General features: G+C 68.2%; 12 protein-coding genes and 1 tRNA gene. 6 read left to right on the forward strand and 7 right to left on the reverse strand.

The annotated features are described in order from the left end of the window. Positions 1-45 precede the first annotated feature (45 nt). The 5 genes from AZC_RS04070 (at position 46) to AZC_RS04090 (ending at position 4,569) form a co-directional block, all read left to right on the forward strand. Entirely contained in the window at positions 46-1,212 is a 1,167-nt protein-coding gene (locus tag AZC_RS04070) for a DNA recombination protein RmuC (RefSeq protein ID WP_012169330.1), read from the forward strand. A gap of 137 nt (positions 1,213-1,349) precedes the next feature. Next, on the forward strand, positions 1,350-2,231 hold the full coding sequence (gene mutM, locus AZC_RS04075; protein WP_012169331.1) for a bifunctional DNA-formamidopyrimidine glycosylase/DNA-(apurinic or apyrimidinic site) lyase: 882 nt from the start codon (positions 1,350-1,352) through the stop codon (positions 2,229-2,231). Between the two features lie 84 nt (positions 2,232-2,315). Further along, positions 2,316-3,335 carry a lysophospholipid acyltransferase family protein gene (locus tag AZC_RS04080; protein ID WP_012169332.1) on the forward strand — a complete coding sequence of 340 codons (1,020 nt, stop codon included), beginning with the start codon at positions 2,316-2,318 and terminating at the stop codon, positions 3,333-3,335. A gap of 208 nt (positions 3,336-3,543) precedes the next feature. Beyond that, a complete protein-coding gene (locus AZC_RS04085; RefSeq protein ID WP_012169333.1) occupies positions 3,544-4,314 on the forward strand; it encodes an enoyl-CoA hydratase in 771 nt (256 codons plus the stop codon). Positions 4,315-4,484: 170 nt separating this feature from the next. Next, positions 4,485-4,569: transfer RNA gene (locus AZC_RS04090), tRNA-Leu, on the forward strand. A 118-nt stretch (positions 4,570-4,687) separates the two neighbouring features. Here AZC_RS04090 and AZC_RS25905 read toward each other — a convergent pair. Next, positions 4,688-5,011, reverse strand: coding sequence for a hypothetical protein (locus AZC_RS25905; RefSeq protein ID WP_052285851.1), 324 nt, complete (start codon positions 5,009-5,011; stop codon positions 4,688-4,690). Positions 5,012-5,013: 2 nt separating this feature from the next. Then, on the reverse strand, positions 5,014-5,181 hold the full coding sequence (locus tag AZC_RS25660; protein ID WP_158304094.1) for a hypothetical protein: 168 nt from the start codon (positions 5,179-5,181) through the stop codon (positions 5,014-5,016). Positions 5,182-5,664: 483 nt separating this feature from the next. On the opposite strand from AZC_RS25660, the gene AZC_RS04105 reads away from it, so the two are divergent. Then, entirely contained in the window at positions 5,665-6,984 is a 1,320-nt protein-coding gene (locus AZC_RS04105; protein ID WP_043878865.1) for an NAD(P)/FAD-dependent oxidoreductase, read from the forward strand. An 8-nt stretch (positions 6,985-6,992) separates the two neighbouring features. On the opposite strand, the gene AZC_RS04110 is transcribed toward AZC_RS04105, so the two are convergent. The 5 genes from AZC_RS04110 to AZC_RS04130 form a co-directional block, all read right to left on the reverse strand. Then, complete coding sequence (locus tag AZC_RS04110; RefSeq protein WP_012169336.1) at positions 6,993-7,607, reverse strand: YitT family protein; 615 nt, start codon at positions 7,605-7,607, stop codon at positions 6,993-6,995. 71 nt (positions 7,608-7,678) lie between these two features. Further along, positions 7,679-8,860, reverse strand: a complete 1,182-nt coding sequence (locus AZC_RS04115) for a M20 family metallopeptidase (protein WP_043878866.1) — start codon at positions 8,858-8,860, stop codon at positions 7,679-7,681. Next, positions 8,857-10,266, reverse strand: a complete 1,410-nt coding sequence (locus AZC_RS04120; protein WP_012169338.1) for a M20 family metallopeptidase — start codon at positions 10,264-10,266, stop codon at positions 8,857-8,859. Before AZC_RS04120 ends, AZC_RS04115 begins: the two co-directional genes overlap by 4 nt. 206 nt (positions 10,267-10,472) lie before the next feature. After that, positions 10,473-11,450 (reverse strand): ABC transporter ATP-binding protein, encoded by a 978-nt coding sequence (locus AZC_RS04125; protein WP_012169339.1) that lies wholly within the window; start codon positions 11,448-11,450, stop codon positions 10,473-10,475. Then, positions 11,447-12,427 (reverse strand): ABC transporter ATP-binding protein, encoded by a 981-nt coding sequence (locus AZC_RS04130; RefSeq protein ID WP_012169340.1) that lies wholly within the window; start codon positions 12,425-12,427, stop codon positions 11,447-11,449. The genes AZC_RS04125 and AZC_RS04130 overlap by 4 nt, the downstream gene beginning before the upstream one ends. Positions 12,428-12,429 lie beyond the last annotated feature (2 nt).

The following is a 12,429-nucleotide window of genomic DNA, read 5'->3' on the forward strand; positions in this document are numbered from 1 at the left end:
TGTTCGCTGTTTGTTCAAGGTGGTGAAACTTGCTACAGATCCGCCATGACGAACACGCTGCTTCCTGCCGCCGGCTCGGGCTGGGCGTCCGGTGATCTGATCGCCGGGGCGCTGGTCTGCCTCGCCCTGCTGATGGCGGGTCTGCTGGTCGTCGTCTGGCGGCTTGCCGGCGCGCGCGGGCAGGAGGGCGACGAAAGCGCGGCGCGGTCCGATCTTCTGGAAGCGGGCCTGCGCGATCTCGCGCGCCACCAGTCCGAGACCGCCGGCCGGGTGCAGGCCATGGCGGAGGTGTTGGCCCAGCGCCAGAGCGACATGGCGCGGGCGGTGTCCGAGCGGCTCGATTCCACCTCCTACCGGCTGGGGGAGAGCTTCAACACGGCGGCCCGCGCCACCCATGAGAGCCTGACGACGCTCGCCGAGCGCCTCGCCATGGTGGAGCGGGCGGAAAAGAGCCTCAGCGATCTGTCCTCGCAGGTGATGTCCCTGCGCGAGACGCTGGCCAACAAGCAGGCGCGCGGCGCCTTCGGGCAGGCGCGCATGGAGGCCATCGTCTCCGACGGCCTGCCACGCGACAGCTTCGCCTTCCAGTACACCCTCTCCAACGGCCGCCGGCCCGACTGCGTCATCTTCCTGCCCGGCGATCCGCGCCCGCTGGTGGTGGACGCCAAGTTCCCGCTGGAGGCCGTGACCGCCTTCCGCGAGGCGCAGAGCGCGGAGGCTCGCAAGGCGGCCGGCAACCGCCTCGCGCAGGACATGATGAAGCACGTCAATGACGTGGCCGAGCGCTATCTGCTGCCTGGCGAGACGCAGGACGTGGCCATCATCTTCGTGCCTTCCGAGAGCGTCCATGCCGAACTGCACGAGCATTTCGACGCCGTGATCCAGCGCGCCTACCGCGCCCGCGTGATCCTCGTCTCGCCCTCGCTGCTGATGCTGGCGATCCAGGTGGTGCAGGCCATTGCCAAGGATGCGCGCATGCGCGAACAGGCGGACGCGATCCGCCGCGAGGTGGGCCTGCTGGTGGAAGATGTGGCCCGTCTGCGCGAGCGGGTGGGCGATCTCTCCAAGCATTTCGCCCTCGTGGGCGACGACGTCTCGCGGGTTCTGGTCTCGGCCGACAAGATCGCGCGCCGGGGCCTGCGGCTGGAGCAGCTCGATTTCACGCCCGCCCCGCCGCCTTCCGGCGTCGCCGCGCCCGGACCTGTGGAATAGGCGTTTCGGCGCGCGGTGCGGTGTGCGGCTGCGCTTTGGTGCTTGCGCTCCTGCGTCGCACCGATAGCCTGAGGGGGAATGCACGATTCAAGCTGCCGCGCCGGTTTTTGGGCGATGGGCAGGAGGTGATTGAGGAAATGCCTGAACTCCCAGAGGTGGAGACTGTCCGCCGGGGGCTGCTCCCCGTTTTGCAAGGGGCTGTGATCGAGAGTGCCGAAGCCCGCAGGCCGGACCTGCGCTGGCCGCTGCCGGAGGGGTTCGCGGAGCGGCTGACCGGCCGCCGGGTCGAGGCGGTGGGGCGGCGGGCGAAATATCTGCTGGCGGATCTCGACGGCGGAGAGGTGCTGATCGTGCATCTCGGCATGTCCGGCTCCATCCGCATCGAGGGTGCGCAGGTGAAAGGCCGGCCCGCGGGCTTCTATCATCCGCGCGGAGAACCCGGCACGCACGACCATGTGGTGTTCCATCTCGCCGGCGGCGCCACCGTGACCTTCAATGACCCCCGCCGCTTCGGCGCCATGCTGCTGGTGCCCTATGACCAGCTGGACAGTCATCCGCTCCTGAGCAGCCTCGGGCCGGAGCCGCTCGGCAACACCTTCCACGCGGACTATCTGGCGCAGGCCTGTGCCGGCCGGCGCACCAACCTCAAGGCCGCGCTGCTCGACCAGAAGGTGGTCGCCGGGCTGGGCAACATCTATGTGAGCGAGGCCCTGCATCGGGCGGGCCTCTCGCCGCGCCGGATGGCCTCGACCCTCGCCTCCGCGTCCGGCGCGCCCAATGTGCGCACCGAGCGCCTTGTAACCGCCATCCGGGACGTGCTGCGCGAAGCCATCCAGGCGGGTGGTTCTAGCCTGAAGGACCATCGTCAGGTGAATGGCGAACTGGGCTATTTCCAGCACAATTTCAAGGTCTATGACCGCGAGGGTGAGCCATGCCCGACCCTGCGGTGCAAGGGGCATGTGCAGCGCATCGTGCAGGCGGGCCGCTCCACCTTCTTCTGCGCCACCTGCCAGCGCTGAGGCGGCGCCTCGACCGCGGTTTCCCGCTGGCCGTGGCGCACCCGCCCCGGCTATGAGGGGGCAGCGGGAGACGGGGATATCCAGATGCATGAGGCCGAGGCGGGGGACGTGGGGGAAGCGGCGGCGCCCGACGCGCCGCGCAAGACCCGCAAGCCTTATGTGTGGAACCCGCCCCCCGTGCCAGACTGGGCGGACCTGCGCGCCGGCGGGGAGCGGCGGGCCACTTTCCTGCGCTACTGGCGCACGGCGGGCCTCAAGGACCTCGGCGATTTCGCCTTCCATTATGCCTTCCGCTTCATGCCCATCGACCTGTGCTCGGCCATCGGCGCCGCCATGGGCCGCCTTGCCGGCCGCTTCGGCTACAAGGAGAACGCCATCCGCGCGCGGGCCAATCTGCGCCGCATCGACCCTACGCTCTCGGAGGCCGAGATCGAGGCCAGGGTGCGCAGCCATTTCGAGAATGTCGGCCGGGTGATGGCCGAGTTCTCCATCCTGCACCGTCTGGTGAAGGCCGGGCGCATCACGGTGGAGAACGACGGGCCGGCGCTCAAATGGAGCAAGGACGGCCCGCTCATCTTCATCTCCTGCCACACGGGCAACTGGGAGGCGACCGGTGCGCTGATGCATGCCGTGGGGATCGACTGGTCGGCCATCTACACGCCGCCCGGCCGTCCGGCCCAGCATGTCATCGCCAACCGCGTGCGGGCCCGCTTCGGCGTCCATCTGCTGCCGCCGGGGGCGCCGGGCATCCGGCCGACCATCCGCCTGCTGCAGGAGGGCGGCACGCTCTCCATGTTCTGCGACGAGGTGCACCACGGCAGGGTGATGGCGCCCCTCTTCGGCCGTCCGGCCCATGTGGACGGCAACCTTGCCATCGCCGTGCGCTTTGCGCGGATGACCGGCGCGAAGATCATCGTCGGCCACTGCACGCGGCTGAAGGGCGCCCGCTTCCATGTCCACTGTTCGGACCCGGTGGACCTGCCCTCGCACACCGACCCCGACGTGCCGCTGATCGAGGACGTGAAGGTCCTCGATGCGATGCTGGAGCCCATCATCCGCAAGAATTGCGGGCAATGGTATTTCCTCGACAACAGCTTCGACTGAGCGCGCTGGCAGGGCGCATTCCCACGGCTCGCGTTCGGCTCTACTCGATAGGCGAGCGGGCGATTCACCGACCGGATGGAGCCGCGATGCGGTTCCATCCGGTCGGATCGCGCTCTAGACAGGCGAGACGCCGCTCAGCGGTGACATCCGGTTCATAGGGCCGATGAACCGGACGGCGAACAGCGGCCCTGGCTTCATGGAGACGCGCATGGCTTACGAGACGATCCTGGTCGAAACCCATGGCAAGGTTGGCCTCATCCGCCTGAACCGGCCGCAGGCGCTGAACGCGCTCAATCGCCAGATCATCACCGAGCTGAATGCCGCCCTCGATGCCTTCGAGGCCGACACGGGCATCGGCTGCATCATCCTCACCGGCTCGGAAAAGGCCTTCGCCGCCGGCGCCGACATCAAGGAGATGCAGGACTTCACCTATCCCCAGACCTATCTGGACGACTTCATCGCCTCCTGGGAGCGCCTCTCGCGCACCCGCAAGCCGGTGATCGCGGCGGTGGCGGGCTTCGCGCTCGGCGGCGGCTGCGAACTCGCCATGATGTGCGACTTCATCCTCGCCGCGGACACGGCAAAGTTCGGCCAGCCGGAGATCAAGCTCGGCGTGATGCCTGGCGCCGGGGGCACCCAGCGCCTGACGCGCTTCGTCGGCAAGTCCAAGGCCATGGAGATGTGCCTCACCGGCCGCTTCATGGATGCGGCGGAGGCCGAACGGGCCGGGCTCGTCTCCCGCGTCATTCCCGCTGCCGATCTGGTGGACGAGGCGCTGAAGGTGGCGGCGGTCATTGCCGACATGTCGCGCCCCGTCGCCATGATGACCAAGGAGAGCGTGAACCGCTCGTACGAGACCACGCTCACCGAAGGCATCCGCTTCGAGCGGCGGGTCTTCCATTCCATGTTCGCACTGGCGGATCAGAAGGAAGGCATGAGCGCCTTCGTCGAGAAGCGGAAGCCGAATTTCGGCGGCTGATGGCCCGATAATCCTTGCGGCGCCTCGCTTCCGGTGGGGCGCCGTGAGGGGGCTGGCCGGTGTTACCCACAGGCTCTCCATCTTTCCTTGGCCGGCTCGCTGTGGCCCGTTGACAAGGCGCAGGCCGAACCCTAGAACGGCCTCCTCTCGACGGCCTCGCGGCCCGAGGGGCCCAGGTGGCGGAATTGGTAGACGCGCTGGTTTCAGGTACCAGTAGTGAAAGCTGTGGAGGTTCGAGTCCTCTCCTGGGCACCATCCCTTTCAGGGTGTGCCTTCCCGCTCAAGTCGGAACACTCCCATCGGCAGCAGGATCGTATGATCCGCGCCTCATGTTCAGACGCCCGCATCCGATATCGGATGCGGGCGTTTTGCGTTATGGGCTTCCGTTTGGCCGTGTCGCGCCGCCGGCACGGGGCGCATTCTCATCCCGAACGGGCGGCGGCACTTCGGGGGAGGGCGGCCTCGGCAACACCTGCGTCTGCGCGGCCTCGTCATAGCCGCGGCGGCTGGAGATGAAGAGCAGCGCCATCAGTCCGCATCCGATGACGACGGAGAGGATGACGCCCAGCACCAGCGGCACATAATCGCCTCCGGCGAAGGGCGCGTCGGCCGCAGCCTGCCAGGTGGAGGTCATCCACCACAGGGACAGGCCCAGAATGGCCAGCAGCGGCACCAGGATCAGCAGGCTCCGCCCCATTATCATCTCCTCTCGTGGGAGGGAGGCACGGTGGGCGGTGGATCGGTGCGGACCGAAGCGCGCTCCGGCACGATGCCGGTCGTCTGCCGCTCGCCCTGCATATCCGACAGATAGGAGAAGCCGACGACCGACATCAGGACGACGGCTGCGAGTGCAAAGCCCTTGCTCATGCTGACCTCCTTTTCGAAGGTCAATTCCCGGCGCGCGGAGCTGTTCCGCAAAATGCCGCCGTGGGACAGACGGATGGAGCGAGCGCTCGCTGTCACCGGCCTTCGAGCGGCAACGGTCGCTATCGGGATCGCCCGCAGAGCCGTCCACTGTCGTGGGTCGGCTCTGGCGCCTCCGCAGGCGCCTCCCCATATCTGTGACATCCAGAACGACAGCAGTAGCAGCGCCTGGCGCAGGGGAGCGCATCACGCGCCTTGAGGTGTCGGCTGTGCAGATATCTTAAAGTAACGACGCTACACGAGATGTGAAGTCAACGGCCGTTCCGCAGCAAACGGTGGCCGTGCTATAGATGTTGCAATGCAGCATCCGTGCGACGGATCCCGTAACGGGAGTGCGCGTTGAACGGGTGAATGTCCTGTTTCTTGAAAGAACGGCCGACCGCGCATCGCGGCCCGTCCGCGCAGAGCGCGGGGGAAAGGTTGAACATGCAGAACACAAACGTCGATCAGGCAACGGCCCGGCCGCGCGTCGTCATCGTCGGCGGCGGCTTTGGTGGGATCGAGGCAGCCAAGGGGCTCGCCGGTGCGCCGGTCGAGGTGACGCTGCTCGACCGCCAGAACCACCACTGCTTCCAGCCTCTACTCTATCAGGTGGCCACCGCCAGCCTCTCGCCGGCGGAGGTGGCCTGGCCCATTCGCGGCATTCTGTCGGAGCAGACCAATGCCACGGTCCTCATGGCCGAGGTGACGGGCGTGGACACGGAGCGGCGCGAGGTCGTCGCCTCCGGCACGCGCGTACCCTACGACTATCTGGTGCTGGCAAGCGGGGCGAGCCATGCCTATTTCGGCCATGACGAATGGGCGCCGTTCGCGCCCGGCCTGAAGCGTATCGAGGATGCGACGGAAATCCGCCGCCGCGTGCTCCTCGCCTTCGAGCGGGCAGAGCTCGCCCGCGACGAGGAGGAGCGGCGGCGTCTGCTCACCTTCGTGGTGGTGGGCGGCGGACCGACGGGGGTGGAAATGGCAGGCGCCATTTCGGAACTCGCCCGCCACGCGCTCCCGCTCGATTTCCGCCGGTTCGACCCGCGCGATGCCCGGATCATTCTCGTGGAGGCGGGGCCGCGCGTGCTGCCGGTCTTCCCGGAGCATCTCTCCGAATATACCCGCAAGAGCCTGGAACGCATCGGGGTGGAGGTGCGCACGGGCACCATGGTCACGGGGTGCGATGCCGAGGGCGTGAGCCTTGCGGAAGGCCGCATCGAAGCCTCGACCATCATCTGGGCGGCGGGCGTCGTTGCTTCCGATGCGGGCGCCTGGGTGGGCGCGGCCATGGACCGGGCGAAGCGCGTGGAGGTTGGACCGGATCTCAGCATCGCCGGCCATCCGGACGTTTTCGCCGTGGGCGATACCGCCCTTGCGAAGCAGGAAGACGGCCGCCCGGTGCCCGGCATCGCGCCGGCCGCCAAGCAGATGGGCCATTATGTGGCGGGCGTGATCGCCGCGCGCGTCTCAGACGCCCCGGCGCCCCCGCCCTTCCGCTACAGGCACCAGGGCGATCTCGCCACCATCGGCCGAAAGGCGGCGGTGGTGAAGCTGAAGCATCTGGAGCTCACCGGCTTCCTCGGCTGGGCCTTCTGGGGGCTCGTCCACGTCTACTTCCTCATCAGCCCGCGCAACCGCTTCGCGGTCGCCTTCAACTGGCTGTGGGACTATGTGACGTTCCAGCGCGGCGCGCGGCTGATCACCCAGCGCAGGCCCGTCGAGAGCGGTGCGGACACCATGCGCGTGAAGAAGGTGGGCGGCTGAAGGGCCGCTCACCAACTCCAGCCGGCATAGCGGCCCGGCTTGTGGTTGAGGGCGATGATGAGATTGACGATGGCGATGCCGAGCACCGACAGCGCCAGCCTGTCCAGCGGGATGACGAAATAGGCCGCCGCCATGATGCAAAGGTCGACGGCGAGCTGGAAATAGCCCGCCCGCAGGCCGAAGCGCTCCTGCAGGAACAGGGCTAGGATGTTGATGCCGCCAAGGCTGGTGCGGTGTCGGAACAGCATCAGGAGCCCCGTGCCCACCAGCCCGCCGCCGATGACCGTGGCGTAGATCGGGTCGATGCGGGAGATGTCGATGACATCTCCCGTGAAGCGCGAGAAGGCCGAGACGAGGCCCACCGCGACCACCGTGCGGGCGGTGAAGGGCCAGCCCATGCGCCTCACGGCGAGGATGTAGAAGGGCACGTTGATGAGGAAGAAGATCGGCGCAAAGCCGTAGCTGCTCACATAGCTCAGCAGCAGCGACAGGCCCGCAAGGCTGCCCACCAGCAGCGTGACCTTCGCATACATGTACATGCCCAGCGAAACGAACAGCGTGCCGAGCACGAGAGCCATGGCGTCTTCGTAGAGCCGGTGGCGTTCCTGGGTGTTCTTTTCCATGCGTCGAACCGCCGGCCGGTGGAGGAGGGACCCTCCTTACCACCGGCCGGGCACAGAGGCGAAGCGTCGTCTCAGGCGAGGCGGCAGAGCGTCGCGGCCAGCGCCTGCGTGCGCGGCACGAGGCTGTCCAGCTCGCAGAACTCGTCATCGGTGTGGGCCTTGCCGCCGATGGGGCCGAGGCCGCACAGGGTGGACACGCCGAGCGAGGCGGTGAAGCCGGAATCGGCGCAGCCGCCGGTGAACTCCCCGCCCACGTCGAAGCCCACGTCCTTGGTCGCCGCTTCCCGATAGAGGGCGAACAGACCGGCGGCGTGCTTCTCCTCCAGCGGCAGGAACATGGACTTGGGAGTGACGGTGGCGGTGGTGCCCGGCACTTCCGGCTCGGCGACGATGCGTTCGATCTCCGCCGTCATCGCCTTGTGCTGGTCCAGCGTCACGAAGCGCAGGTCCAGTTCGGCCTCCGCCCACGGGGCGACCGTATTGTGGGTGTTGCCGCCCTTGATGACGCCCACATTGGTGGTGATGCCGGCCTCATAATCCGTGAGGGCGTGCAGCTTCACGATCTTGCGGGCGAGCGTCTCGATGGCGCTCGCGCCGTCCTTGTGGTTGACGCCGGAATGGGCCGCCTTGCCGGTGACCTTGATCAGGAATGAGCCGCCGCCCTTGCGGCCGGTCACCACATTGCCGGAGACTCGACCGGGCTCGGTGTTGAAGACCGCCCGCGCGCCGTACGCCGCCCGCTCGATCTCCGGGCGGCCGGTGCCGGAGCCGATCTCCTCATCGCCCGTGAAGAGCGCCACCACGGGAAAGGAGAGGCCGCCCACCGCCTTGATGGCGCGCAGGGTGAAGATGTTGGTGACGAGCCCGGCCTTCATGTCGCAGACGCCGGGGCCGAAGGCGAGCTTGTCCTTCCGGGAATAGGGCCGGTTCGCCACCGTGCCCTTGGCGAACACCGTGTCGCGGTGGCCCAGCAGCAGCGCGTGGGCGCCGCCGGCGCGGCCATGCACCTCGGCCCGGAACACGTCGCCATAGCCTTGCTGTGGCAGGCGGGTGACGAGGATGCCCTCGGCGGTGAGGATCTCGGCGATCACCTCGCCCACCTTGTCGGTGCCCTCCTTGTCGAAGCTGCTCGACTCCATGTTGACGAGGCGCTTCAGCAGCGCCTCCATCTCGTCGAACCGGGGTGCGAGCCAGGCGACGACCTTTTCGGCCAGCGCGGCATCAAGGCCGGTGGGGGTGGGCAGGGTGCTCATGCGGCGCGCGCCTTCAGGATCGAGGAACCATCTTCGCCGAGGTCGTAGAACAGGCCGGCCATGAGTTGAAGAGCCTCCCGCGCGACGGAGGCGAGCAGATGCTCGTTTGGCGCGTGCTGGGAGCACGCGGGATAGGAGTGCGGCACCCACACGGTGGGCATGCCGAGGATGAGCGCAAACACGTCGTTCGGCAGCGAGCCGCCGAGGTTCGGCAGCAGGGCGGGCTTCTTGGCGGTGGTGGTCTCGATGGAGGCGAGCGCCCACTTCACCCACGCATCCTCCGGATCGACCCGGGTGGCCTCGAAGGTCGCCATGCGCGAGGGCCGCGCCCGCACTTGCGAGAGGCCGGCGGCGTCCAGATGCGCCTGCACCAGCGGGATGATGGTGTTGGGATCGGTGCCCACGACGAAGCGCAACTGCATGGTCGCACGCGCCGAGGGCGGCACGGCATTGGCGGGGGCTTCCGGCGCGCCGGTCTTGAAGGCCAGCACTTCCAGCGTGTTCCAGGCGAAGATCTTCTCCGCCTGCGTCAGGCCCGGCTCGCCCCAGTCGGGATCGATCTCCGGGTCACCCATGCCCTGTTCGAGCTGGATGTCGGTGAGGGCCGCACGGACGGAGGCGGGAATCTCCTTCGGGGTCAGGCCGTCGACGAGGATGCGGCCCTTCTGGTCCACGAGCCTCGTGATCGCGTGGGCGAGGAGCGTACCGGCATTGGCGAGCACGCCGCCCCAGTTGCCGGAGTGATGCCCGCTCTCGCGCAGGTTCACCTCCAGCTCGAAGTTGAAGGCGCCGCGCGATCCGAGGAAGACGGTGGGGCGCACGGCGGAGAGGCGCGGGCCGTCCGAGCCGATGAGGAGGTCGGCGGAGAGCGCCTCGCGCTCGATCCTTGCGATGTCGCGCAGGCCCGGCGAGCCGGCTTCCTCGCCCATCTCGATGAGCATCTTGCAGTTGAAGCCGAGCTTGCCGCCGCGCGCCGCCATCACCTGCTCCAGCGCGGCGATGTTGATGGAGTGCTGGCCCTTGTTGTCGGCGGTCCCGCGGCCGTACCAGCGGTCGCCCTGCTCCACCAGCGTCCAGGGGGCAAGCCCCTCGCGCCAGCTGCCTTCCTGGCCGAAGATCACATCGCCATGGCCATAGGTAAGCACGGTGGGCAGGCCATCGGCCTCATGCCGCTCGGCGATCAGGAACGGGCCATAGCCGGGCACGGGATTCTCGACGATGCGGGAGGAGAAGCCGAGCTTCTCCAGCGTCGGAATCATCTCGTCGGTGAGATAGGCGCGCAGCGCCTCGAGGCTTTCGCCTGTCTGGCTCTCGGTGGCCATGGCGACGCGGCGGGCGAGGTCCGAGCGAAAGTCTCCGCGGTCGAAATACTCCGCAGCGCGGGCGACGGCATCTTGGCGGCTCATGGGATCAGCTTCTTCTGTGGGGAGGGTTCTGGCGCGCGCGGGCGGCGCGTCGGGGTCGGATAGTGTCTAGGCGGAGAGGGTCTTACCCCCCTCCCTGCCCTCCCCCGCAAGGGGGGAGGGTTCCCCCGCGAGCCCAACTCCCTCCCCCCTTGTGGGGGAGGGCCGGGGAGGGGGGTAAAACGGTTGGGGTCAAGCACCCATGGCCGCTACGCCGCGCTTTGCGCCAGCGCGGGCGTGGCGAAATGGCAGGTGGCGAAGCCGTCCGGCAGATCGACCACCGGCGGCGCCGTGCTGCGGCAGAGGTCGGTGGCGCGGGGGCAGCGGGGATTGAAGGCGCAGCCGGGCACCGGCGTCAGCGGGTTGGGGAAGGCGGTGCCGAGATGGGTGTCCGGCACGCCGAGGTCCGGGTCCGGCGTGAGCACGGACTCAAGGAGGGCGCGGCCATAGGGATGCTCCGGCCCCGCGAAGAGGCCGGCGCGCGAACGCTCTTCCACGAAGCGGCCGAGATACATCACCGCCACCCGGTCGGCGAGATGCTCCACCACCGCGAGATTGTGGCTGATGAAGAAATAGGTGAGCCCCAGCTCCCGCTTCAGCTCCAGCAGCAGGTTCAGGATCTGCGCCTGCACCGAAACGTCCAGCGCCGAGGTGGGCTCGTCGCAGATCACCACCTCCGGCCGCATCACCAGCGCGCGGGCGATGGCCACGCGCTGGCGCTGGCCGCCGGAGAGCTGGCTGGGCGAGGCGTCCAGCAGGCGGCGGGGCAGGCCCACCACGTCCAGCATCTCCAGCACCTTCTGGTGCCGCTCGGCGGCGGTGCCGATCTTGTGCACCACCAGCGGCAGAGCGATGAGCTGGGCAATGGACTTGCGCGGATTGAGCGAGGAATAGGGGTCCTGGAAGATGGGCTGGATGCGCCGGGCCACCGCGATGCGGTCGGCGGCGTTGATGGGCTTGCCATTGATCAGGATCTCGCCGGACGACGCCGGCAGCAGGCCCAGCAGCATCTTCGCGAGCGTGGATTTGCCCGAGCCGCTCTCGCCCACCAGCGCATAGACTTCGCCGCGCTTCACCTTCAGCGAAACGCCGGCCACGGCGGTGAGCGTCGCCCGGCCGTTGAACAGGCCTTGCGACACCCCGAAGGTGCGCGTGACATTGCGGAGTTCGAGGACGGTGTCGGTCATGCGCTGGCCTCCAGCACCGGCATCCGCACGCAGCGCACGTCATGCTCGGGCTCGGGATGGGCGATGGCGATCTCGCCGGCGCATTCCGGCCCGGCGAAATCGCAGCGATTGCGGAAGGCGCAGCCTTCGAGCTTGCCGATGAGGTTCGGCACCTGCCCGCGGATGGCGCCGAGCGGCATGCCCGGCACGGTGCGGCCCGGCACCGGGATGCAGTCCAAGAGGCCGCGCGTATAGGGATGGCGCGGATGCTTGAACACCGCGCGGGCGGCGCCCGTCTCCACGAGGCGGCCGGCATACATGACGCCCACCTTGTCGGCGACGCGGGCCACTACGCCCAGATCGTGGGTGATGAGGATCACCGCCATGCCGAACTCCTTCTGGAGATCGGCGATCAGGTGCAGGATCTGCGCCTGGATGGTCACGTCGAGCGCGGTGGTGGGCTCGTCGGCAATGATGAGGTCCGGCCCGCACATGAGCGCCATGGCGATCATCACGCGCTGGCGCAGGCCGCCGGAGAGCTGGTGGGGATACTGGCCGAGGCGGCGGTCAGCGGCGGTGATGCCCACCTTCTCCAGCAGATGGATGGCCCGGTCCCGCGCCTCCTTCGCGCTCACCTTGCGATGACAGGTGAGGGCTTCCATCAGCTGGTCGCCGATGGTGTAGGCCGGGTTCAGCGAGGTCATCGGCTCCTGAAAGATCATCGCCATGCGGTTGCCGCGCAGCTTGCGCATGCCACCCGCGGAGATGGTCATCAGGTCGGCCCCGTCGAAGCTGATCTTCGCCGCCTTGCGCTGGGCGCGCTTGGGCAGCAGGTCCATCAGCGCCAGCGAGGTCAGGGACTTGCCCGATCCGCTCTCGCCCACGATGGCCAGCGTCTCGCCCCGCTCCAGCGAGAAGGAGATGCCGCTCACCGCGTGCAGCACGCCGGCCTCGGTCGGAATGTCGATGACGAGGTCTTTCACCTCCAGCAAAGCCATGG

This window comes from Azorhizobium caulinodans ORS 571 (assembly GCF_000010525.1).
GTDB lineage: Bacteria > Pseudomonadota > Alphaproteobacteria > Rhizobiales > Xanthobacteraceae > Azorhizobium > Azorhizobium caulinodans.

Coding starts and splice junctions, on each gene's coding strand:
- AZC_RS04070 (WP_012169330.1), top strand. CDS start 46: ATGACGAACACGCTGCTTCCTGCCGCCGGCTCGGGCTGGGCGTCCGGT.
- AZC_RS25660 (WP_158304094.1), bottom strand. CDS start 5,181: ATGAGCAAGGGCTTTGCACTCGCAGCCGTCGTCCTGATGTCGGTCGTC.
- mutM (WP_012169331.1), top strand. CDS start 1,350: ATGCCTGAACTCCCAGAGGTGGAGACTGTCCGCCGGGGGCTGCTCCCC.
- AZC_RS04130 (WP_012169340.1), bottom strand. CDS start 12,427: ATGGCTTTGCTGGAGGTGAAAGACCTCGTCATCGACATTCCGACCGAG.
- AZC_RS04120 (WP_012169338.1), bottom strand. CDS start 10,266: ATGAGCCGCCAAGATGCCGTCGCCCGCGCTGCGGAGTATTTCGACCGC.
- AZC_RS04115 (WP_043878866.1), bottom strand. CDS start 8,860: ATGAGCACCCTGCCCACCCCCACCGGCCTTGATGCCGCGCTGGCCGAA.
- AZC_RS04105 (WP_043878865.1), top strand. CDS start 5,665: ATGCAGAACACAAACGTCGATCAGGCAACGGCCCGGCCGCGCGTCGTC.
- AZC_RS04085 (WP_012169333.1), top strand. CDS start 3,544: ATGGCTTACGAGACGATCCTGGTCGAAACCCATGGCAAGGTTGGCCTC.
- AZC_RS04125 (WP_012169339.1), bottom strand. CDS start 11,450: ATGACCGACACCGTCCTCGAACTCCGCAATGTCACGCGCACCTTCGGG.
- AZC_RS04080 (WP_012169332.1), top strand. CDS start 2,316: ATGCATGAGGCCGAGGCGGGGGACGTGGGGGAAGCGGCGGCGCCCGAC.
- AZC_RS25905 (WP_052285851.1), bottom strand. CDS start 5,011: ATGGGGCGGAGCCTGCTGATCCTGGTGCCGCTGCTGGCCATTCTGGGC.
- AZC_RS04110 (WP_012169336.1), bottom strand. CDS start 7,607: ATGGAAAAGAACACCCAGGAACGCCACCGGCTCTACGAAGACGCCATG.